We start from the raw sequence: 22,314 nt of genomic DNA, 5'->3' as shown, positions 1-22,314 counted from the left end.
AAAGGCGTGTTTACCTACATCGACTCAATGACCGTCTTCTGTTAAAATGCCACCCAATTACCAAGGGGTGTATTGATAAACTGAGACGCAATTCTGCGAACCCTTTGAACCTGTTCAGGTAATGCTGTGGCAGGGATGGTTAATCACTTCCTATCCCTGCGTCACTCGCCTTTCGTATTTGAGGAACGCATGAAAATCCATAATTTAATTAAATTTAGTTTAATCGGTTTAACCATTAGCAGTTGCTATTCTTTTGCTCAGGACGAGATTGAAGTCATTCAAGTAAAAGGGGATTTTCGCCAAAGCACAGTTAATAATAGCGCGTTATCATTAAGCGTGCTAAATCAATCCGCGTTAAATCGCACCGCCAATAACCACCTAGAAGATGTCATTTCTGCAGCGGCGAACGTAAACTTTAATGGCGGTAGTTCTCGTGCACGCTTTTTTCAAATCAGAGGACTTGGTGCACAGAGCGAGTTTGACGCGCCGGTAAATTACCCAGTTGGCATTTATATAGATGATGTTGATTTTAGCCAAATTGGCAGTGGCGCAACCCTGTTTGATATAGAACAAGTAGAAATATTTAGAGGGCCACAGGGTACACGATTTGGCGCAAATGCCATGGCTGGCTTAATCTACTTAACATCAACACAGCCTAGCTCCTCCCCATCTGGTAAAATTAAATTCAGCAAAGCCAACTACAACACACAGGAATTTGGTGTTGCGGTCGGCAACCGCATAAACAAGCAAGCTAATTTTCGTTTAAGTGCCCACCGCTATACTTCAGACGGATTTATCGAAAACGCCTATCTTAAACAAGACGATACCAATAATCGGGATGAAATGACCCTACGTGGTAAGCTGTCCATTGAGATGCCCCAACAAGGGCAATTAGACTTGTCTTATACACATGTCAACATGGACAATGGTTATGATACTTTTAGCTTAGACAATACACGCCAGACTTTGTCCGATCAGCCCGGTAAAGATACACAACAAACCAACGCGTATTCTGTACAGTATAAAAAACCATTAAATAGCGCAATCAAGCTGCATTCTATTGTCAGTTATGCCCATTCAGATACGCTTTATCAGTACGATGAAGACTGGGCATACGAAGGCATTCATCCAGACGGATACAGCTCAGTTGACAGTTACGCGCATGACAAAACAAATGCCAGTTTAGAACTGCGGCTGTTGTCTCATCAGGAAAAAATATTAAACAACAGCACGCAATGGGTCACTGGCATATATTTGCAAGAATCCAAAGACAAATTGGTTCGCGACTATACCTATAGCGATCTTTTCACATCCGATTTCAACAACCAAAAAGGCGCAATTTTTGCGCAAAGTGATAGTCAACTAAATGACGACTTATCTCTGACAATAGGCCTTCGTTACGAAATACATAAAATGGATTATCGCAACTCACAACAACTAAACATAACACCTGATTATGAAATGTGGGGTGGTAAATTAGCTTTGGCTTATCAACTATCGTCAGATACCTTCGCTTTTGCATCAATCAACAGAGGTTATATGCGCGGCGGTATCAATTATAATGGCACGCTAAGTGATGCACAAAGATACTACACGCCGGAATACTTATGGAATTATGAAGCCGGCTTTAAATACCGTCATAACAATTTTGCATTTAATTTAACCGCCTTTTATATGGACAGAGAAGACATTCAGCTAAACAAGTATTTTGAAGTTGAACGCGCAGATGGTAGCACCGAATTTATTAGCTTCACACGCAATGCTCAAGGGGGTTATTCGACGGGTTTAGAAGCTGAGTTAAACTGGTATGCTTCGGATGTTTTACACTTATACGCAAGCTTTGGTCAATTGCGCGCTATTTCCGAGCGCTATACTGTGCCTTCAAGCGGTCAAACCTTTGCTGAGCGAACCTTATCGCAATCACCTGACTATAGTTATCAATTAGGTGCGAATTTAAATCTTACGCAAGATATCTGGTTTAACATTGAAGCGATTGGTAAAGACAGTTATTACTTTTCCGACGATAGTGACAACGATGTGCAAGCTGACAAGCGTAATCTGGTGAATGCGGCACTCAATTATCAAAACAACAACTTGCTCGTTAAACTTTGGGCGCGCAATATCTTTGATCAAGATTATTATGTGCAAGGCTTTAATTTTGGCAACGACCCTAGAGATGGCTACCAAAGTAAATTTTATTACCAATACGGTGAACCTGCACGACTCGGTTTAACCCTTGAATATTCATATTAAATAAGGTGTTTAGATGCAACTGTCTGTAGAAATCAGCTTGTACCCTTTAGCCCAGCAACAATTTGAAACAGCTATTTGGGACTTTATAGAGCGCGTCAAACAAACGCCAAATGTCCGCATCACAACCAATGGCATGAGTAGCCAGGTATTTGGCGCGTATGATGATGTCATGCAATGTTTGCAAAAAGAATTCAAAATAACGTACCAGCAAACAGGTACGGCTATTTTTGTTTGTAAATTTGTGCCGGGTGACAGGTCGACACTCAATGAATGAGATGCTTGCTGAAATCAGCCAAATGGCTCTCCTAGAAGTTATTGCAGTGCTGTCTAGCCTGATATATGTGGTGCTGGCAGCGAAAGGACAACTGCTCTGCTGGCCTTTTGCTATCCTCGCTAGTGCTATCTACTGTTATATCTTTTTTGATGTGCGCTTGCTGATGGACAGTTTGCTACAAGTATATTATGTCTTGATCGCAGTTTATGGCTGGATGAATTGGCAGCAACATAAAAACAATAATTCGGCACTGCAAATACAATCATTGCCACTTAGACTATTTATCGTACACGGTTGTATTTTAATCACTTTGTCTTTGGCAATTGCTTTTATTTTAGCCAGTAATACAGATGCCTCATATCCCTATTTGGATACGTTAACCACGGTTTTTAGTTTTTATGCAACCTATTTAATTGCCACTCGTGTCCTTGAAAACTGGTTGTACTGGATAGTGATTGATGCAGTATCTATCTATTTATATATTAATAAATCATTATATTTAACTGCATTTCTTTTTGTCTGTTATACCCTTATAGCAGTGTACGGTTACTTTAGCTGGCGTAAACAAAAAACAATGATACAACCCACTCATTCAAACACACAACCTATAAACGGCGAAATAAATTGAAACTACCTAATCCGGTGCTCGATTACTTAACTCACAAATTGGGCGAGATACAATCGTTAACTACTATCCCGAGCGGCCAAACGAATACGTGTGTAAAAGTCGAAATAAAAGAAACGGATCAATCCGCGCTCTATTTCGTTAAGATTCTCAATTCGAAAAAGCTAGACCAAAGCGAGATGGCAAACGAAGGCTTTGCCCGCAACTGGGCGACAGAAAATGGTTTAACCCCCCCCTGTTTATTTGAACGTGCAGAGATAGGTACATATATCTACCCCTACATCCCTAATGCTAACCTAGCGGATGCAGAGATCACGATGGCAGATAAAATTAATATCCTGGCCGAATGCTTAGCTGAATTACATAAAATCGCAAAACCAAATAAACAAGGGATACTAAAACAGCGCTTGGCGACAGAAATTGATTTATATGCACAAAGCAATCCAAACGCTAACATAGACCCTAACTTGTTATTACTTGCACAGCAATTAGATGCGCAAAGCCCTTTAAATTGTGTTTGTCATGGCGACCTTTCTTTTGACAACATTATCAATTGCCAACCTGCGATGCTTGTCGACTGGGAATATGCAAGAATTAGTGAACCTGCCTATGACTTAGCCTCTGCGATTGTGATAAACAATTTAAGCCCAATTCAAGAAAGAAAACTAATTTATCTGTACCAAGGGCTTATGGGTTTTCCTGTTCGTAAATTCCTCGCAGAGCGGATTCATCAATACAAAAAAATATTTAACTTGTTAAATGACTTATGGCGTGATCATCAACACATTAGCGATAATTAAGGTTACAATATGCAAAATTTTTTAGCGGAGTAAAATTATGAGAGCTTGTGGTGTAGAGATAAAATCGAACGAAGCCATTATTTGCTTGTTATCAATGGAAAATGGTTTATTTGATATTCCAGACTGCCGAAGCCAGAAATTTTTGTTAAAAAATGCGGCCAGCGGCGAAGAGTTGCAAGAGTTTCAATTTGCATTTAAAAAATTGATGGAAGATTATCAAATTCAAAATGTTGTTATTAAAGAACGCCCCATGAAAGGTAAATTTGCAGGGAGCTGCGCCGGATTTAAAATAGAAGCCGCTATTCAACTGATAGACGGTTTAAGTGTAGAGTTGCAAAACAATACACTTGAAAAAGCGTTGTTGAAAAAAAATCCTTTGGCTGTTGATTTTAAAAGTACCGGATTAAAAGTCTTTCAACAAACGGCGTTTACCACAGCCTACTGTTACTTACTTAAAGAACACTATGGTGTTCCACAAGCTGACTAAATTATCCTTAGGCCATAATCACTTTAAGCTGATTATGGCTTTTCCATTCTAATAACCACACGTCTGTTTTTTGCACGTCCCAACACATTTTGATTGCTTGCAACATGTCGACGTTCACCGTAAGAATCCACTTCAATACGCTTACTTTCGACACCTGCCTCGGCAAAAAAAGTACGAATGGTCGTAGCTCTAGCTTTGGCCAACTCTTCATTGTGCCAACGACCACCATAACTATCGCTATAACCTGTCAGCAATACCAACTCTAAATCCGTATCCTGCTTTAAGTATTCGGCAATCATGGCCAAGCGCTTTTTTGAGGCCTTGCTTAATTCCGCGGTATTTGAATTATAGGTTAATACCGTCATAGCGATATCTTCAAAACTATAAGGTAATAAATTATCAATACAGGCTAAAAACTTATCGTACGCTGCATGAAAGTTTGCTGAGTTAATGGCAACCGCTACCTTATCGAAATCACTGTGCCAATCTTGATAGTAAAAAGTCGGCATCATGCCTTTTTCTAATTCGCTGAGCATGGTCCAAGCGGGTTTATCAATCAGCTGTCCGTCGAATTGTTGTAAAATCTGCATATCTATAATTTGTCGGCTGGGTACACCGGCTCGATGTGAAGGTGCAATAGACTCTAACGCTGCGATATCATAACCTACTGGTAATTTCAGCATATCTAGCGTAAAGGTCATATTTATCGCGCGGCTTGCATCACTACTAAAAATTGCTTTGCCGTATCTAGGTATTGGGTGTTCAAGCTGACAAGATAATCGAGCTTGATTAGACACAAGCCATTGAGAATTAGAAATAGCTGCTTTGTAGTGCCGCACATCGGCATCGGCAAACCGGATCCCACTTGCTACAATGAACACTAAATAAATAAATCGCATGACCATTCCTCAAATCAAACAAACGAATTGACAATATATTGACAATCAACAGACAATTTTTTGTCAATATAGCTATCAACACCCGAATATTTCGCACTTATCTGTACGCATATCAATTAATAAAGCAAATAATAGACCAACTCTAGGGTCTGTTGATCTTTGTTTATAAATAATACAAAGATCAACACGCCCTAGCACACAGATAAGTTATCTTGCGCTCACTATTTCTGGCATAATAGGCGGAATTTTTTATCTTAGCCAGTATATGGAGCACAGCGCAGTTATATGCAAAAAGCGCAATTAAAAAACAGATTCAGGGGCTACTACCCAGTTGTCATTGACGTAGAAACAGCGGGTTTCGATGCAAAACAAAATGCTTTATTAGAAATAGCCGCGACACTGACAGAAATGGATGAAGAAGGCAATCTATATTGTGGTGAAACCGTTCAATTTAATGTAGAGCCATTTGCAGGTGCCATTTTAGAAAAATCAGCCCTAGAATTTAACGGGATCGACCCACACCACCCGCTAAGAGCTGCCGTAGATGAAAAAGAAGCATTAAGCGAAATTTTCAAAAAAGTTAGAAAGCGGCAAAAACATTATGAATGCCAACGCTCAATTATGGTTGCGCACAACGCTGCATTCGATATGTCCTTTTTAAATGCCGCGATTGCCAGAAGTAATATAAAACGTAGCCCTTTTCATCCTTTTGTATCTTTTGATACAACCAGTTTAGCAGGTTTAACTTTAGGCCAAACAGTGCTTGTTAAAGCCTGTCAAGCAGCAGGTATCCCATTTGACAACAAAGAAGCACACTCAGCTTTATACGATACACAAAAAACCGCTGAGTTATTCTGTTTTATGGTCAATAAATGGAAAAGTTTGGGGGGCTGGCAAGAGCCGGTTTCAAATTCAGATGCGGTAAAAGAAGAATAGATCTAAAAAGCCACCCGAAGGTGGCTTTAGTTATTAGCCAGACAGAGAGTTTTATAGCTTGTCTGCGTTTTCAGAAAGGTAAGAAGCAACACCTTTAGGGCTAGCATCCATACCTTTATCACCTTCCTGCCAACCAGCAGGACAAACTTCACCGTGCTCTTGGTGGAATGCTAAAGCATCAACCATACGTAACATTTCGTCTACGTTACGACCTAATGGCAAGTCATTAACAACTTGGTGGCGAACATTGCCTTCTTCATCAATTAAGAATGAACCACGGAATGCAACACCCGCTTCAGGATGCTCAACATCATATGCTTGACAAATTTCATGTTTAACATCAGCAACCAAAGTGTATTGAACTGGACCAATACCGCCTTCGTTTACTGGAGTGTTACGCCATGCGTTGTGGCTGAATTGAGAATCGATAGAAACACCAATAACTTCGACACCACGTTTTTGAAATTCAGCAAAACGCTTATCAAACGCGATTAACTCTGAAGGACATACGAAAGTGAAGTCTAATGGGTAAAAGAAGATAACCGCTTTTTTACCTTTAATCGCTTCACTCAAAGTGAATGAGTCAACGATTTCGCCGTTACCCAAAACAGCTGCTGCAGTGAAATCCGGAGCCGGACGGCCTACTAATACAGACATAACATTCTCCATTTATTTTATTTGGAATTGTTCAAGAGTTTTCACTCTTCCTAATACTGCTCAAAAGTATATAGGCGAAATATGAAAAACCAAGGGGCAATTTGCACTAAATTCCAAATAGTCGTACAAAAGCGAAAATACCAGTTAAATAGTGAACAATCGCAAAATTTATATAAGATAAAGTTGCAAATACGAATATTTCTCATTTATAATGCAGTTGTTATTTGCAGAGGCGTTATTTAAATATGTACATTTGTTTATGTAATGGTATTACCGAAAAAGATATCCAAAAAGCGGCCCAAGAAGGTTGCACCAGCTTAGTTGAGTTGCGCAAAAAAATGGATATCGCGAATGAATGTGGAAAATGCCGCAAACAAGCAATTAACGTACTTCGCGAATCTCAAATTATAGACGATGGGTTACTGATAGCCTCATTTGCATAATATTAAAGCTTTGCGAATTGCGAGTTGCGAGTTGCGAGTTGCGAGTTGCGAGTTGCGAGTTGCGAGTTGCGAGTTGCGAGTTGCGAGTTGCGAGTTGCGAGTTGCGAGTTGCGAGTTGCGAGTTGCGAGTTGCGAGTTGCGAGTTGCGAGTTGCGAGTTGCGAGTTGCGAGTTGCGAGTTGCGAGTTGCGAGTTGCGAGTTGCGAGTTGCGAGTTGCGAGTTGCGAGTTGCGAGTTGCGAGTTGCGAGTGCATTGTAGGTCGTGGCTTTAGCCCGACAAGTGTTTTTTTAAATTATTTTCCAACGCAAACCTTTCAAGTTTCAAGTTTCAAGTTTCAAGTTTCAAGTTTCAAGTTTCAAGTTTCAAGTTTCAAGTTTCAAGTTTCAAGTTTCAAGTTTCAAGTTTCAAGTTTCAAGTTTCAAGTTTCAAGTTTCAAGTTTCAAGTTTCACAAACAGTGTAAGTCGCTCCTTTAGGACGACAAGCGTTTTTTGCATATCTTGTCGGCGTAAACACCAACCTTTAAAGTTTCACAGAAGGTCGTCCCCTTAGGGCGACAATTATTAATTCGACATCGTGCATAATGCAAAATTTGTCGGGCTAAAGCCGCGACCTACATTGTCGCCGTAAACACCAACCTTTGAAGTACCCCCGGTGTTTTTCAAGAAAGCTCCCCCCTAAAAATGACAAATTTGAACTCAGCATCTGTGTAATATGCCTTTGTTGGCCTAAAGACCAACCTACATGAGCTACGAGCTACGAGCTACGAGCTACGAGCTACGAGCTACGAGCTACGAGCTACGAGCTACGAGCTACGAGCTACGAGCTACGAGCTACGCAAAAAGTGTTGTTCTTTTAGAATGGTATTCAAGTCTAGCGCAAAAATATTATGCAAAATGAGCGCATTTAAAAAAGCTGATGGATGTAAATCTTGATATTCAGTTCATCTAGGCGGATTTTCATCGCATTGATTGTTAGCAACTTTAAATTAGTAACTTTTATTTAGTAACTTTTATTTAGTAACTTTTATTTAGTAACTTAGATTTCTTCGCTAAGATACATAACTCGGCGATCGAGATGGATTTATACTTACTGCATACGACATAGAGCACAATATCCTCAATATGCTCAATAAAAAACGTGCACTGTCTGAATCAAAATAGCGTCTAGGGCATGTGAATCTTTGTATTATTTTTGAGCAATAGGCTATTTTAATCATTAACAAAGCAGAATGAGTGAGGTTTAGTCATTCTAAATAAACGAATTCTAATGCCGTTAAGGGTTAGAATAGCCATTGCCCTTCGGGCTGAGGCCAAAATGGTCTTATGCAGCGTTAGAAATTACTTATTTAGATGACTAAACTTCATTATTTCTGCCTTGCCTAAGACCATTTTTTCTCTCAGCTCAAATTATAAACAAAGATAAACACGCCCTAAGGATATTTGCAGCGCGAATACATAACCAGAATTTTAGATTCAAATTATCGTTGCCAGTCATTTAGATGGCGATCGAATAAGCTGTCTAACATCAGAAGATTAGGCTGATAAAATTTATTTTCACAAGAAATGCATATAAAGGTGTGTGCATTTACTGGTATACATCATCCTGACGTCAGTAAATGGTGCCCGGGGCCGGACTTGAACCGGCACGCTGTTACCAGCGAGGGATTTTAAATCCCTTGTGTCTACCAATTCCACCACCCGGGCAGACACTAGGTATCGTTATAATAACGTACCATAAAATTTGGAGCGGCTAACGAGACTCGAACTCGTGACCCCAACCTTGGCAAGGTTGTGCTCTACCAACTGAGCTACAGCCGCGAAAGGAGAATGCTTAAATAATTTGGAGCGGCTAACGAGACTCGAACTCGTGACCCCAACCTTGGCAAGGTTGTGCTCTACCAACTGAGCTACAGCCGCATATCAAATGAAAAATTGGTGCCCGGGGCCGGACTTGAACCGGCACGCTGTTACCAGCGAGGGATTTTAAATCCCTTGTGTCTACCAATTCCACCACCCGGGCAGACACTTTTCTATGTTTTCAGTTATGGAGGCGGGTCCCGGAGTCGAACCGAGGTAGACGGATTTGCAATCCGCTGCATGGCCACTCTGCCAACCCGCCGCTTTAATCAGAATTTGGAGCGGCTAACGAGACTCGAACTCGTGACCCCAACCTTGGCAAGGTTGTGCTCTACCAACTGAGCTACAGCCGCACTCTGAAGATTTATGAAAGTTTCTTTTCATAACTCCCGAAAACGAGGCGCATTTTACAAACTATACGGGGCGAGTCAACTATTTATTTTAATCTTTTTTCTAACCGCTCAATAAACAGACGAATGGGCGGTTTTTACAGCACAAAATACCATCCCCAAACACTAATCAACTTTTGTTAGGCTTGGCCAGGCCGCTTTAAGATAAATTAACATCGACCAAAACGTTAAAACGACCGCTACATATAACAATAAAATCGATGCAATAAACAAAACGCCAGTGGGTTGCACCAACAAACCAACAAGCGCAACCATCTGCGCTAAAGTTTTAAGCTTCCCAATCCCTGATACTTTTACTGCAGCCCTTTGCCCCAACTCAGCCATCCACTCTCGCAGTGCAGAAATCAGTATTTCTCGACAGACCATCACAACTGCAGGTAACGTAATCCAAAAAACACTATAATGCTCAACAATCAAGCCCAAAGCAGTTGCAACCATCAGTTTGTCCGCAACGGGATCTAAAAACGCACCAAAAGGCGTAGATTGTTGCCAGCGTCTCGCAAGATAGCCATCCAACCAGTCGGTCACCCCCGCAATTGCAAACAGTAACGCAGCCAAATAATGGCCCCAAACTACCGGCAAATAAAAACACAACACAAAAAAGGGTATTAATACAATTCTGAACACAGTCAGAATATTAGGTATATTCCACATTCTATTTACTTAAATACTTAAACTCGCACTATTGTCGCACTATTTACTAAGGTTTGTCATGTAAGTGATAAAAAACGCTTTCTGCCAGTTCATGACTGATCCCGGGAACTTTTGCAATTTGTTCTATAGTCGCATTTTTTAGCTCTTGCATACCACCTAAATATTTTAATAATGCCTGTCGTTTTTTGGGACCAACCCCCGCAATCCCTTCTAAAGAAGAAGTATTTTTAACTTTTTGTCGTCTGGCTCTGTGTCCCGTGATAGCAAAACGATGTGATTCATCACGAATGTGCTGAATCAAATGTAGCGCCGGTGAATGAGACTCTAAATGAATAATTTGGTGACTACCCGCCATAATCAATGTTTCCAACCCGGGTTTGCGGCTGGTTCCTTTCGCAATACCAATTAACAGCGGCATTTTTTGCTGCCAATTGGCAAAATGCGCTTCAGCCTGAGCCAGCTGTCCCTTACCACCATCGATAAATATGATATCCGGAATTTTATCTTCAGGTTGCGGCGCTTTGTAGCGGCGTGCTAAGACTTGCGCCATTGCTGCATAATCATCACCAGGATTTATTCCGCTAATATTGTATTTCCGATAATCGGTCTTAAGCGGACCTTGTCGATTAAAAACAACACATGATGCAACCGTTTGCTGTCCCATTGTATGACTAATATCAAAACACTCCATGCGCTGGATTGGCTCTGCTAACTCTAAAACCTCATCTAAAGCTTCAAAGCGGCGCTGTACCGACATCGCTTCGGTTAATCGAGTCGTTACTGCATTTTCTGCATTCGTTAGCGCTAGCTTTAAATAACGCATTTTTTCGCCCCGTTGCGGAACATGAAATTGTACTCGACTTTGATAAATTTCGCTGACAGCATCCTGCATCCCCTGCTGCTCTGCAAATTTAAAAGGCAGTACAATTTCTTTTGCTGGCTGCCTGTCACTTTGCTGATTCAAGTAATACTGAGCAACAAACGCGATCAACACCTCTTCCGGTTCAGCGTTTTTGGGCATTTTTGGGTAGTAACTTTTACTGCCCAAAACTTTACCATCTCGCACAACCAACAAATGCACACAAGCTACACCATGCAGATATGCAAAACCGATCACATCCAGTGAATCATGTTCACCACTGACAGATTGTTGCTCACGTATCTGACGCAATGCGGACAATTGATCGCGATACAAAGCAGCAAGCTCAAAATCAAGACATTGACTCGCCTGCTCCATTTTATCAACGAGTTGATCAACGACTTCTTGATTACGCCCTTGCAAAAAAAGCTTAACCAGCTGAACCTGTTGATTGTAATCTTCGTCACTGACATATCCTTCTACGCAAGGTGCTGAACATCGTTTGAGCTGGTATTGCAAACAGGGTCTGCTACGCGCTTGATAATAGGAGTCTTCACACTGTCTAACCGGAAATAGTTTTTGCAATATACGCAAGCTTTCACGCACTGCGCCGCCTGAGGGGTAAGGTCCAAAATAACTACCAGCCACTTTTCTAGGCCCACGATGAAAAGCTAATCTTGGGTGGGGATGATTGGTCAATAAGATGTAGGGATAACTTTTATCATCACGTAACAACACATTGTACTTAGGCATGTATTGTTTAATTAAATTGTTTTCCAGAATTAAAGCTTCTGTTTCAGTGTGGGTCACTGTAACTTCAATACGATGGATTTGGCGCACCAGCGCTAGAGTTTTCTGGCTAGTTTGATTTGCTCTGAAATACGAGGTGACACGTTTTTTCAGATCTTTTGCTTTGCCGACATAAATAACCTCACCTGCCACGCTATACATACGATAGACACCTGGCTGGTGAGTTAAATTTTTTAAAAAGCTTTTATAATCAAACTGTGTATCTAACAAATCAACGACCACAAACAAACAATTGAGTAGTCGTATGGTACGAAATTTTAAAGGTCTTTGGTATCCAACATCCGATACTTTATTGCTAAGTGTGTCAGTTCAACATCGCCACCAATATTCAGTTTTTCAAACATACGATAGCGATAACTATTCACAGTTTTAGAACTTAAATTAAGCTGCTCTGAAATATCCTGAACTTTTTGACCCCGGGTTATCATCATCATGATCTGCAGTTCACGCTCTGACAATATATCAAATGGATTCTCTTGTTGGCCACCAACTTGAGACAACGCAATTTGCTGAGCTATATCGGGTGCAATATACCTTTGCCCTGAATGCACTTGGCGGATCGCCTTAATCATTTCATCCGGCGCTGCACCTTTTGTTAAATAACCAGACGCGCCGATTTGCATTACTTTATATGGCAACGGGTTTTCAGTATGCACCGTTAAAAATATGACTTTAGTATCTGGACAATAGCGTACAATTTTTTTTGTTGCTTCCATACCACCAATACCTGGCATATTCATGTCCATCAATACAACATCTGGGTTATTCTTGCGGCAAAACTGAACAGCTTCTTCGCCAGTTTGCGCTTCTCCTACAACTTTAATGCCGCGAATTTCATTTAGAATACGACTGATCCCTGTGCGAACGAGTTCATGGTCATCAACCAGTAGTATATTAATCAATTCGGACTCCGTAATAATTGGCTTATCTTCATACGTTATTCAATGCACTTAATGGACACAAATAAAATAACTGGTATAGCAAATGCTACATATCTGATTGTTATAAAAAGATTAGGAAAAGTAAAGAATTAGAAAAAATAAAAGATTCAGCTTACTAAAAATATAGATAGCTAGCCAATATGGCTTTAATAATGGAAAGTTATTGAATATGAGTCGAGCTGGGAAAGAAGTGGCGGTGAGGCAGGGATTTGAACCCTGGGTACGCTATTAACGTACGCCGGTTTTCAAGACCGGTGCTTTAAACCACTCAGCCACCTCACCGCTTTGTTGCTTGCTGTTCCCTTGGGAACGGCGCGCATATTAAGTACTTATGAGGGACTTGTAAAGCATAAATACGATATTTTTTTGATTTTTTTACTGTTCGCTCAGATAATGCTCTAAACGAACAATTATTCAACAGCTTCATGCTATTTTAGGGCTCATCTTTACAATGACCCCTTGTCATAAACAAATATTAGCGTTAATCAGCTTGAAAATTATGGACTGAATAACAATATTCTGTACTATAAAGCGAACCAAATATCTCAATTACATTCTAAGTAACTGAATTAAATTATTTAAGCAAAGAGGTGCATTATGGAAAATCGGACTACTTATGCTGAACACAGCAGTACTTCGGTCATCGAAACGAATAAGGTATTACGTAATACCTACTCTCTATTGGCATTAACTTTAGCATTTAGTGCTATTGTGGCAGCCGTAACCGGTGCGATGGGATTACCCCGCCCACACTTTTTAGTCATTCTAGTTGGCTTTTATGGCTTGTTGTTTTTGGTTCATAAAACTGCAAACTCCTCAGCAGGCTTATTAAGCGTTTTTGCTTTAACTGGCTTTATGGGATACACCTTAGGCCCAATTCTGTCTATGGTCGTCAGTGCAGGTGCTTCTGATTTAATCGTATTGGCGTTAGGCGGTACGGCATTAACTTTCTTTGCACTATCTGCTTACGTTTTAACCACCAAGAAAGACATGTCATTTTTGGGTGGTATGATGATGGCTGGTTTTGTCGTGTTAATTGTCGCCGTTATTGCTAACTTGTTTTTACAAATGCCGGCGATTGCTTTGGCTATCAGTGCCATGTTTATCTTATTTTCATCCGGCGCAATATTGATGCAAACCAGTGAAATTGTGCGTGGCGGTGAAACAAATTATATTCTTGCAACTGTCACTTTATACGTTTCTATCTACAATATTTTTGTTAGCTTGTTACATATCTTAATGTCATTTGCTGGCGGAGATGATTAATCCTCCTGCAAGCTGTTATACTAAAGGCCTCTGATGAGGCCTTTTTTGTATGTGATATCTTAAACTATGGCTAGATTTTTATTATTTGTGACCAGTTCACCCGAACAACAAAGCGCGCTTTCTGCTTTTCAATTTGCAAAACAAGCGTGTCAAAAACATCAGTTACCCGCTGTGTTTTTTTACTCCGATGGGGTCTATATCGCCAACGAACTGAGATCCCCACCCACTGACGAATTTGATTTGTGCCAAGCATGGCAAACATTAGCCGAACAATACAAAATAGAGTTAATTATTTGCTCTGCTGCGGCACAAAGACGTGGTGTATTAAATTTAGATGAAGCTAATTATCATGGTAAATCCAGTTATAACTTAGCGACCCCATTTCGGCTAGGTGGTTTAGCTGAATATGTTGAACTTCAAGCACAAGCAGATAAGGTATTACAGTTTTGAATCCCGTTAACACATCGGATAATACGTCACATGCAATTATTATCACCAGCGCACCATTTGAAAATGCTAAAGGACAAGAAGCGCTTGAGCTCGCTTTAACCTTGGCAACTTTTGAACAAGCTGTCGCATTATTTTTCAGCGGGAGTGGCCTTTTACAACTACTCAAATCGCAAAACGCAGAATTGCTAAAATTGAAAAACTATACCGACGGATTCAAAGCATTAGACCTGTACGATATTGAGGATGTATTTATTGAACAGCAGTCCTTGGCTGATTTGCATTTAAATGAAAATGATCTTCTTATCGAAACACAAGCCTTAACAAAAAGTGAATGGTTATTGCAATTAGCCAATTACAACGTCATTTTAAAATTTTGAGCCAATGTTATGCCTAGTTTAATCTTAATCAATAGACTCATTTCACAAGCAGAATTCGAGCTCCTTACAGTGCAAGCTGAACAAGGTTTGGACATATTGCTTGCTCTAGAGGGTTGTTACAATATACTTAAATTTGAAGCTTTAGCTGAGCTGAGCCATGTGTACATCCATGCAACGGACGCATCAGCCAGAGGTATTCAAAAAATACCAGGCAACATAAATCAAATATCTCAATCTGAATGGGTTGAGCTAAAACTCAGTAGAAAGTGCATTATTCCTTTTTAAGACGATCTGGCCAACTGACGATATAAAAATGCAAACAATTGAAATCAAAAATAAACAAATCCCAGTAGATAAACATGGTTATCTAGCAAATGTGCAAGATTGGGATCAAGAAATTGCTGAATATATGGCGAAACAAGAAAATATAGTGCTCACAGAAGCGCATTGGGAAGTGATTAACTTTGTTAGAAACTTCTATTTGGAGTTCAAAACTAGCCCGGCAATTCGAATTTTAGTCAAAGCGATTGGTCAAAAACTAGGTAAAGAAAAAGGGAATAGCCCATACTTGTACAAACTATTCCCCAAGGGTCCAGCCAAACAGGCAACCAAGATAGCAGGTTTACCTAAACCCGCTAAATGTATTTAACCTTTTAACCTTTGCTTGCATTACTGTAGGTTAAGTAAGCGTCATACGCTAACACAAGTACTGAGCCAAAAATCGCAATAATTAATAGCCAATATACAGTCTTTAAAAACATTTTTACCGGCGTCGGTGTTGCCGTTTTTTTCTTGCCTGTCATCTTTAACTCGCCCTTAATGTTTTTTAGCTGACATTTAGTCAGCTAATGATATATGTGTTTCTCCGCCCATATAAGGCTGCAATACAGTTGGAATGGCAACCGAGCCGTCTGCTTGCTGATAGTTTTCAAGAATGGCGACCAAGGTGCGACCGACGGCTAATCCAGAGCCGTTTAAAGTATGGAGCAATTCTGGTTTTTTGACACCTTTTCTGCGCAATCTAGCTTGCATGCGACGCGCCTGAAAATCTTGCATATTAGAACAGGAAGAAATTTCGCGATAACAATTTTGTGCCGGTAACCAAACTTCCAAGTCGTATGTTTTAGCTGCACCAAAACCCATATCTCCAGTACACAAACTCATGACTCTGTATGGTAGCGCTAACTTTTGTAATACAGTTTCTGCATGTGCAGTTAGCTCTTCTAATGCCTGCATTGAATCTTCGGGTTTAACCAACTGAACGAGTTCAACTTTGTCAAACTGGTGCTGACGAATTAACCCCCGGGTATCGCGACCTGAAGAACCTGCTTCCGAACGAAAACAAGGTGTGTGGGCCGTTAATTTGACCGGCAACAGTTCCTCATCAAAAATTTCGTCACGCGCCAAATTAGTTAAAGGCACTTCAGCTGTTGGGATAAGCGACATCCCTTGCCCGTCTGCCGTTAAAGGCTGAGTGTGAAAAAGGTCTTCACCAAACTTTGGCAATTGTCCTGTTCCATATAAACTCGCTGCATTGACCAGATAAGGTACATACGCTTCTTGATAACCATGCTGCTCAGTGTGTAAATCTAACATAAACTGCGCCAGTGCACGGTGCATTCGGGCAATTTTGCCACGCATGACAACAAAGCGTGCGCCAGATAATTTAACCCCAGATTCAAAATCTAAACCACGGTGTAACGCTTCAGCGACGTCAACATGGTCTTTTACGGCGAAATCAAATTGTGGAATTTCCCCCCACTTGCGAATTTCTACATTATCATCTTCATTCTCGCCAACGGGTACCGATTCATCTGGCAAATTAGGTATACCTAACACCAGACTGTCCCATTGATTCATCACTTCAGCCAATTCTGCTTTAGCTGAATCTAATGCACCACCGAGTTCACTCACTTCAGCCAGTAATGGTTCTATATCCTGACCTTGTGCTTTAGCTTTACCAATGGATTTCGAGCGCGCATTACGCTCGTTTTGTAATTGTTCAGTTTTAACCTGCAGCGCTTTTCGTTTTTCTTCTAATTGAGCAACGGTTTGAGTATCCAACGAAAAACCACGTTTTTTCAGTTTTTCGGCAGTTGCTTCCAGTTCGTTTCTTAAATATTTTGGATCTAACATTATGTACCCGTTCAGACTAAATTTTTACGCTTGCTAATTTGCTACCGAGCCAAACAGCGAGTAAACAAATTAACACATTAAAAAGAATATTTAGCACAGCTTTTAACCAATCTCCTTGTTGCATCAATAACAAAGTGTCCATTGAAAAAGTAGAAAATGTGGTTAATGCGCCTAAAAAACCAATTCCAATAAATGTTCGCCATGGAATAATTTGTAACTGACCTTGTGCTATCAAAGTATATAAAAAACCGATTAGCAATGAGCCTATTATATTGACTATGAGTGTACCAAAAGGAAAACTTTTCCCAAACCAGATTAACGCTTGCTGCGAAAGAAAATATCGTAAGCTCGCACCAAATGCACCACCTAAGGCAATAAAGACATACACTAAAGGACTATTCATATCGTTTTTTGTCACTCATTAAATCTTGGTGTTTAAGATAATCCAACTTTTGCGCTATTTTACTTTCCAAACCTCGGTTTTCAGGGTAATAATACTGACGACCCTGTAACTCAGGTGGAAAATAACACTCTCCCGCGGCATACGCATTAGCTTCATTATGCGCATAACGATATTCAGCGCCATGTCCCAAGTTTTTATTAACCTGAGTTGGCGCGTTACGAAGGTGATATGGCACGTCATAACTGGGTTGTTCTGCGGCATCTTTCAAAGCAGCTTTAAAAGCACTATAAACCGCATTGCTTTTAGCGGCGCAGGCAAGATAAACACAAGCTTGCGCGATAGCCCGCTCGCCTTCGGCTGGGCCAACCCGATGATAACAATCCCAAGCATTTAATGCTAATTGCATTGCTCTGGGATCAGCATTGCCAATGTCTTCCGATGCAATTGCCAACAACCGGCGTGCAACATATAAAGGATCAACGCCTGCTTTGAGCATTCTTGCGTACCAATATAAAGCAGCGTCTGGATCTGATCCTCTAACTGATTTGTGAAATGCCGAGATCATGTCATAAAACAAGTCGCCGCCTTTATCACCGGCAACAATGCGATGTTGTACTAAAGTTTGAATATGTTCGTTGCTCACTCGGGCTTGCTTTTGCGCATCAAGCTCGACCATATCGGTTAAAACTTCAATTAAGTTTAATAACTGTCTGGCATCGCCGCCGGCTTGATCTATTAACAAATCAGCTTGTTGTTCAGTCAAAACAATCTTGGCACTTTCACCACTTAAATCCGGTCGTTCTTTGACTAACCTGAGCAGTTTCTTTAAATCTTGTTTTTCATGTTTTTGTAATAAATAGACCCGTGCCCGGGATAATAATGCGCGATTTAACTCAAACCCTGGGTTTTCAGTGGTTGCACCAACAAAAATAACCGTGCCATCCTCGATAAAGGGTAAAAACGCATCTTGTTGTGATTTGTTAAACCTGTGCACCTCATCTACAAACAAAACGGTTTTTTGACCGCCCTGTTGTGCAATCTGTTGCGCGTTTTCGATTGCTAAACGAATGTCCTTAACACCAGAATTCACAGCGGAAAGACGTTCGATATGTGCATTTGCATATTGGGCGATTAATTCGGCTAAGGTGGTTTTACCTGTACCGGGAGGACCCCATAAAATCAAAGAGTGCACATTCCCCGATTTAATAGTCCGATACAAAGGCTTGCCTGCAGCTAAGATATGTTGCTGGCCAATATAATCTTCTAATTTGCTGGGCCGCATACGCGCGGCCAAAGGTTTATGAGCGCTTTCAAACAACATTATTGTTGACGCTGATCATCTAAATCGGCACCTTCAGGTAATTTAAAGACAAAATACTCTTTACCGAAATCAGATAACTGAGTTTGCTTAAACTGAAAAAATTGATAGTGACTGGTTTGTTGCTGTCTGTCTTTAATCGTTAACCATTCAACCGCATTATCCTGAGTAAACGAAATCTCAATATACTCTATTTGATTACGCTGCGATTTTGAGGTTACTTTAAATACAGAAGCCGATGGTTTTTCAATAATATATTCCTGCCAAGCAGAGGCATCAGGCTGCAATAACAATAATATTGGATTTGAATTAACCGTATCGGCAAAATTATACACAGTAGCTTGCTCAACAAACGGGTCATAAAACCAGACACTGACGCCATCTGACATCAATAAACTATCGTTGGGTGGCAGTGTTTCCCAGCGAAATTTATTGGGTTGAATGAGTTCTATATTGCCCTCTGACAATTGTACAACTTGTTTTTTACTGTCTAATACTTTTTGCTTAAATTGCGCACTAAAACCGGCTATTTCGGATAATTTTTCTTTTAATTGCTGACTGACTGTTTGTTCAGCTGATACAGCGAACGACAAAATTAATAAAACTAAACTACTTACAATTTTTTTCATACTTAATCCATTCTAGGTGGAGGTGGGGCCAATACTTCGCGGGCACCGTTGTGACCTGCGCTAGATACGACACCCGTTGCTTCCATTTGTTCCACAATGCGTGCCGCTCGGTTATAACCAATTCTAAATTTGCGCTGAACGCTGGACACTGAAACTTTACGTGTTTCTGTCACAAATGCGACCGCTTCATCATACAGTGCATCAGATTCTTCATCTGCAGCGGCTTCAGCTTGCTCGCCTGGCAATAAAACATCTTCAGAGCTATCACCATTTAATATGTCATCAATATAAACCGGTGTGCCTCTTGCTTGCCAATCGGCAACAACCGCATGTACTTCATGATCGTCAACAAAGGCCCCATGTACGCGTGTCGGCACCCCTTTACCGGCGGGCAAGTATAACATATCACCCATCCCCAATAAGGTCTCAGCGCCTTGTTGATCTAAAATAGTACGAGAGTCAATTTTAGAGGAAACCTGAAAAGCGATACGCGTTGGAATATTCGCTTTAATCAAACCGGTAATAACATCAACTGAAGGGCGCTGAGTGGCTAAAATTAAGTGAATGCCGGCCGCTCGGGCTTTTTGCGCAATACGTGCAATCAGCTCTTCGACTTTTTTACCGACAATCATCATCATGTCGGCGAATTCGTCTATCACAACAACAATACTGGGCAGCTTTTCTAATTCAGGTGCTTCTTCATCCATGCTGTCTCCGGGTTTCCACAGTGGGTCTTTTAAAGGTTCTCCGCGTTCAATCGCCTCACTGACTTTTGTATTAAAGCCTTTGACATTACGCACCCCCATAGCAGACATCAATTTGTAGCGTCGTTCCATCTCTCCAACACACCAACGCAGTGCATTGGAGGCCTCTTTCATATCGGTTACCACTTCACACAATAAGTGAGGTATCCCCTCATACACCGAAAGCTCTAACATTTTAGGGTCAATCATGATTAAACGGACTTCTTCTGGCGTTGATTTATACAACAGGCTCAGAATCATGACATTAACACCAACTGATTTACCAGACCCCGTCGTACCGGCAACGAGTAAGTGTGGCATACGGGCCAGATCGACCACCACAGGCTTACCGGCGATATCTTGACCTAACACCATAGTCAATGGAGATTTAGCATCTGCGAACTCACTGCCCGAAATCACCTCACTTAATTTAACGACTTCACGGTGTTTATTCGGCAGCTCCAAACCAACAAAAGATTTTCCCGGTATCACCTCTACTACCCGCACACTGACAGCAGATAAAGAACGTGCAATATCTTTCGATAAGTTAGTGATTTTAGATACTTTTACACCCGGTGCTAAATCGAGCTCCAAGCGGGTAATGACTGGCCCAGGATACATACCAACAACTTTTGCATCTACGCCAAAATCAGCCAATTTTGCTTCAACCAAGGCGGCAACCTGATCCATTTCTTCCTGAGTGATCGGATTCTCTTTTTTATCTGGCCTGTCTAATAATTCAAACGAAGGTAATGGCGTCATCTCTACCGAGGCTTTTTCAGCATCGGCTGCTTCTTGCTGAGCTAAAAACTCACTGAATTGAGTTTGCGATGATGAAACACGAATATGAGCTTTGTTGGGTGCTGATTTTTTGGCCATTTTTTCAGGTTCGACGTCGCAGTTCTCCCCCAAAGGTAACATGGTTTGCATGTCATCATCGTCAACCTCAGCCAAGTCGCCAAGAACCGGCTCTTTACGAGTTTCCGTCTCGACAACATCGTCCATATCGCTAGCGTCATGCAAAGCAGGTTCTTCAGCCGGCGCAACACCCGTGTGGCTCGCCATTTGTTCGGACGCTTGAGTTGCGGTTTGTGCCGCAGCAGTTGATGCAGGCTTGGTAAGCGGCGTTAACGTGTCGGACGACTTTTGAGTTTGGACATCCGCCTCATCTTTACTTCCAAATAAAGCTGATAAAGAAGGCATTTTACTCGTCGCTTGTTCGCTATCCTTTATATCCGATTGAGCTTCAACCACTGGTGTATTGGATTGAGTTGTTGCATCAACCTTGTTCTTATCTTTGCCTGTAACTGCACTGTCAACTGACGACGCTTTTACATCGTCTTTATCTTTTAGTTTATTGCAAAGACGATTGATTTGACGCCATACAAACAAACTGACGCCAATCACACTTTCACCTGTTTTATCAATGATATATAGCCATGAAATACCAAATAAGAGTGTAATGCCAGTACAGAAGAAACACAGCAAAAGTAAGGTAGTACCAATGAAGTTAAAATAAGGAATCAAAGATTGGCTAACAACATCGCCGAGCAGACCACCTGAGGAATAAACAAACAGGTCACTGAAGTTCATACTTGATAATGACGTTGTCGCAATCAGCAGTAAAAACAAACCGATAATGCGAAGCCCTAGCGCTAAAAAATCAATTTCAAAAAAATTAGGTCGCTTTTGAAATAAAGCCCAGCCTATAAAAGCTACCGCAAAAGGCACAAGATAAGCCACAGCACCAAAAAAGAAAAGCAGCAAGTCAGATAACCATGCGCCCGCAGCGCCAGCCATGTTACGGATAGGTACCTGATAACCTGATTGACTCCAACTCGGATCCAGCGGGTCAAAAGATACCAACGCCAGTAAGATAAAAAGTGCACCGCCGGCAAATGTAATTAAACCGACTTCCAGAAGACGCTGTATTCCCGTTAGTGACTTTGATTCTGCTGATTCGCTCAAAACAACCATAAACTCTCGTTTTCCCCTAAGGCCCGTATTCTAAACCTGTTCGACAATAAATCCCAACTTTGAATTAAACATACAGCTGCAAAATAATGAATTTGACTATACTCAATACA

The 22,314-nt window shown here is 41.0% G+C and carries 23 protein-coding genes, 7 tRNA genes and 1 riboswitch; of the genes, 12 read left to right on the top strand and 18 right to left on the bottom strand.

What is annotated here, in order from left to right; all coding sequences use genetic code 11:
• The first annotated feature begins 53 nt into the window (after positions 1 to 53).
• A riboswitch (TPP riboswitch) is annotated at positions 54 to 153 on the top strand.
• Positions 154 to 189: 36 nt separating this feature from the next.
• Genes FNT16_RS11115 through FNT16_RS11095 form a run of 5 tightly spaced genes read left to right on the top strand, consistent with a single transcriptional unit; the run spans position 190 to position 4,439 of the window.
• Complete coding sequence (locus tag FNT16_RS11115; RefSeq protein WP_143871643.1) at positions 190 to 2,253, top strand: TonB-dependent receptor; 2,064 nt, start codon at positions 190 to 192, stop codon at positions 2,251 to 2,253.
• A 13-nt stretch (positions 2,254 to 2,266) separates the two neighbouring features.
• Entirely contained in the window at positions 2,267 to 2,527 is a 261-nt protein-coding gene (locus FNT16_RS11110; protein WP_143871642.1) for a YkoF family thiamine/hydroxymethylpyrimidine-binding protein, read from the top strand.
• Positions 2,520 to 3,155: a nicotinamide riboside transporter PnuC gene (pnuC, locus tag FNT16_RS11105; protein WP_143871641.1), complete on the top strand. Its 636-nt coding sequence runs from the start codon at positions 2,520 to 2,522 to the stop codon at positions 3,153 to 3,155. The genes FNT16_RS11110 and pnuC overlap by 8 nt, the downstream gene beginning before the upstream one ends.
• Positions 3,152 to 3,952 (top strand): phosphotransferase, encoded by an 801-nt coding sequence (locus tag FNT16_RS11100; protein WP_143871640.1) that lies wholly within the window; start codon positions 3,152 to 3,154, stop codon positions 3,950 to 3,952. The genes pnuC and FNT16_RS11100 overlap by 4 nt, the downstream gene beginning before the upstream one ends.
• A 37-nt stretch (positions 3,953 to 3,989) precedes the next feature.
• A complete protein-coding gene (locus FNT16_RS11095; RefSeq protein WP_143871639.1) occupies positions 3,990 to 4,439 on the top strand; it encodes a DUF3010 family protein in 450 nt (149 codons plus the stop codon).
• 32 nt (positions 4,440 to 4,471) lie between these two features.
• Here the strand turns inward: FNT16_RS11095 and FNT16_RS11090 are convergent, their stop codons facing one another.
• The gene (locus FNT16_RS11090) at positions 4,472 to 5,338 is read right to left on the bottom strand and encodes a flagellar protein MotY (protein ID WP_143871638.1); all 867 of its coding nucleotides are present in this window, start codon (positions 5,336 to 5,338) and stop codon (positions 4,472 to 4,474) included.
• A 285-nt stretch (positions 5,339 to 5,623) separates the two neighbouring features.
• Here FNT16_RS11090 and rnt point away from each other — a divergent pair, with 285 nt between their 5' ends.
• Positions 5,624 to 6,274 carry a ribonuclease T gene (rnt, locus tag FNT16_RS11085; protein WP_143871637.1) on the top strand — a complete coding sequence of 217 codons (651 nt, stop codon included), beginning with the start codon at positions 5,624 to 5,626 and terminating at the stop codon, positions 6,272 to 6,274.
• A 51-nt stretch (positions 6,275 to 6,325) separates the two neighbouring features.
• Here the strand turns inward: rnt and FNT16_RS11080 are convergent, their stop codons facing one another.
• Positions 6,326 to 6,931: a peroxiredoxin gene (locus FNT16_RS11080; RefSeq protein WP_143871636.1), complete on the bottom strand. Its 606-nt coding sequence runs from the start codon at positions 6,929 to 6,931 to the stop codon at positions 6,326 to 6,328.
• A gap of 245 nt (positions 6,932 to 7,176) precedes the next feature.
• On the opposite strand from FNT16_RS11080, the gene FNT16_RS11075 reads away from it, so the two are divergent.
• A complete protein-coding gene (locus FNT16_RS11075) occupies positions 7,177 to 7,374 on the top strand; it encodes a bacterioferritin-associated ferredoxin (protein ID WP_143871635.1) in 198 nt (65 codons plus the stop codon).
• Positions 7,375 to 8,991: 1,617 nt separating this feature from the next.
• On the opposite strand, the gene FNT16_RS11070 is transcribed toward FNT16_RS11075, so the two are convergent.
• The 10 genes from FNT16_RS11070 to FNT16_RS11025 form a co-directional block, all read right to left on the bottom strand.
• Positions 8,992 to 9,078, bottom strand: a tRNA-Leu gene (locus FNT16_RS11070).
• 38 nt (positions 9,079 to 9,116) lie between these two features.
• A tRNA-Gly gene (locus tag FNT16_RS11065) sits at positions 9,117 to 9,192 on the bottom strand.
• Between the two features lie 23 nt (positions 9,193 to 9,215).
• Positions 9,216 to 9,291: transfer RNA gene (locus tag FNT16_RS11060), tRNA-Gly, on the bottom strand.
• A 16-nt stretch (positions 9,292 to 9,307) separates the two neighbouring features.
• Positions 9,308 to 9,394: transfer RNA gene (locus tag FNT16_RS11055), tRNA-Leu, on the bottom strand.
• Between the two features lie 25 nt (positions 9,395 to 9,419).
• Positions 9,420 to 9,493, bottom strand: a tRNA-Cys gene (locus FNT16_RS11050).
• Between the two features lie 15 nt (positions 9,494 to 9,508).
• Positions 9,509 to 9,584: transfer RNA gene (locus FNT16_RS11045), tRNA-Gly, on the bottom strand.
• Positions 9,585 to 9,746: 162 nt separating this feature from the next.
• Entirely contained in the window at positions 9,747 to 10,295 is a 549-nt protein-coding gene (pgsA, locus tag FNT16_RS11040; RefSeq protein ID WP_143871634.1) for a CDP-diacylglycerol--glycerol-3-phosphate 3-phosphatidyltransferase, read from the bottom strand.
• A 46-nt stretch (positions 10,296 to 10,341) separates the two neighbouring features.
• Positions 10,342 to 12,174, bottom strand: coding sequence for an excinuclease ABC subunit UvrC (gene uvrC / locus FNT16_RS11035; RefSeq protein ID WP_143871633.1), 1,833 nt, complete (start codon positions 12,172 to 12,174; stop codon positions 10,342 to 10,344).
• 47 nt (positions 12,175 to 12,221) lie between these two features.
• Positions 12,222 to 12,866, bottom strand: a complete 645-nt coding sequence (gene uvrY / locus FNT16_RS11030) for a UvrY/SirA/GacA family response regulator transcription factor (RefSeq protein WP_143871632.1) — start codon at positions 12,864 to 12,866, stop codon at positions 12,222 to 12,224.
• Between the two features lie 230 nt (positions 12,867 to 13,096).
• A tRNA-Ser gene (locus tag FNT16_RS11025) sits at positions 13,097 to 13,187 on the bottom strand.
• Positions 13,188 to 13,502: 315 nt separating this feature from the next.
• On the opposite strand from FNT16_RS11025, the gene FNT16_RS11020 reads away from it, so the two are divergent.
• From FNT16_RS11020 to FNT16_RS11000, 5 genes are all read left to right on the top strand, one after another.
• Entirely contained in the window at positions 13,503 to 14,171 is a 669-nt protein-coding gene (locus tag FNT16_RS11020) for a Bax inhibitor-1/YccA family protein (RefSeq protein ID WP_143871631.1), read from the top strand.
• Positions 14,172 to 14,237: 66 nt separating this feature from the next.
• Entirely contained in the window at positions 14,238 to 14,621 is a 384-nt protein-coding gene (tusD, locus tag FNT16_RS11015; protein WP_143871630.1) for a sulfurtransferase complex subunit TusD, read from the top strand.
• Positions 14,618 to 14,998, top strand: a complete 381-nt coding sequence (gene tusC / locus FNT16_RS11010; RefSeq protein ID WP_143871629.1) for a sulfurtransferase complex subunit TusC — start codon at positions 14,618 to 14,620, stop codon at positions 14,996 to 14,998. The genes tusD and tusC overlap by 4 nt, the downstream gene beginning before the upstream one ends.
• A 9-nt stretch (positions 14,999 to 15,007) precedes the next feature.
• Complete coding sequence (locus FNT16_RS11005; RefSeq protein WP_143871628.1) at positions 15,008 to 15,283, top strand: DsrH/TusB family sulfur metabolism protein; 276 nt, start codon at positions 15,008 to 15,010, stop codon at positions 15,281 to 15,283.
• Positions 15,284 to 15,311: 28 nt separating this feature from the next.
• Entirely contained in the window at positions 15,312 to 15,647 is a 336-nt protein-coding gene (locus FNT16_RS11000; protein ID WP_143871627.1) for a TusE/DsrC/DsvC family sulfur relay protein, read from the top strand.
• A gap of 4 nt (positions 15,648 to 15,651) precedes the next feature.
• Here the strand turns inward: FNT16_RS11000 and FNT16_RS20375 are convergent, their stop codons facing one another.
• The 6 genes from FNT16_RS20375 to FNT16_RS10975 are packed head-to-tail and all read right to left on the bottom strand — an operon-like array spanning position 15,652 to position 22,204.
• A complete protein-coding gene (locus FNT16_RS20375; RefSeq protein WP_185976577.1) occupies positions 15,652 to 15,801 on the bottom strand; it encodes a hypothetical protein in 150 nt (49 codons plus the stop codon).
• A 34-nt stretch (positions 15,802 to 15,835) separates the two neighbouring features.
• Positions 15,836 to 17,134 carry a serine--tRNA ligase gene (gene serS / locus FNT16_RS10995; protein ID WP_143871626.1) on the bottom strand — a complete coding sequence of 433 codons (1,299 nt, stop codon included), beginning with the start codon at positions 17,132 to 17,134 and terminating at the stop codon, positions 15,836 to 15,838.
• A 16-nt stretch (positions 17,135 to 17,150) separates the two neighbouring features.
• Positions 17,151 to 17,537 (bottom strand): fluoride efflux transporter CrcB, encoded by a 387-nt coding sequence (gene crcB / locus FNT16_RS10990; protein WP_143871625.1) that lies wholly within the window; start codon positions 17,535 to 17,537, stop codon positions 17,151 to 17,153.
• Complete coding sequence (locus tag FNT16_RS10985; protein ID WP_143871624.1) at positions 17,530 to 18,858, bottom strand: replication-associated recombination protein A; 1,329 nt, start codon at positions 18,856 to 18,858, stop codon at positions 17,530 to 17,532. The genes crcB and FNT16_RS10985 overlap by 8 nt, the downstream gene beginning before the upstream one ends.
• Positions 18,858 to 19,484: an outer membrane lipoprotein periplasmic chaperone LolA gene (gene lolA / locus FNT16_RS10980; RefSeq protein WP_143871623.1), complete on the bottom strand. Its 627-nt coding sequence runs from the start codon at positions 19,482 to 19,484 to the stop codon at positions 18,858 to 18,860. Before lolA ends, FNT16_RS10985 begins: the two co-directional genes overlap by 1 nt.
• Before the next feature lie 2 nt (positions 19,485 to 19,486).
• Positions 19,487 to 22,204 (bottom strand): DNA translocase FtsK, encoded by a 2,718-nt coding sequence (locus tag FNT16_RS10975; RefSeq protein WP_143871622.1) that lies wholly within the window; start codon positions 22,202 to 22,204, stop codon positions 19,487 to 19,489.
• Between the last annotated feature and the right edge of the window lie 110 nt (positions 22,205 to 22,314).

The organism is Catenovulum sediminis, from assembly GCF_007289895.1.
Lineage (GTDB): Bacteria > Pseudomonadota > Gammaproteobacteria > Enterobacterales > Alteromonadaceae > Catenovulum > Catenovulum sediminis.
The sequence above is the reverse complement of the archived record's forward strand: the minus strand, read 5'-3'. Positions and strand labels throughout refer to the sequence as shown.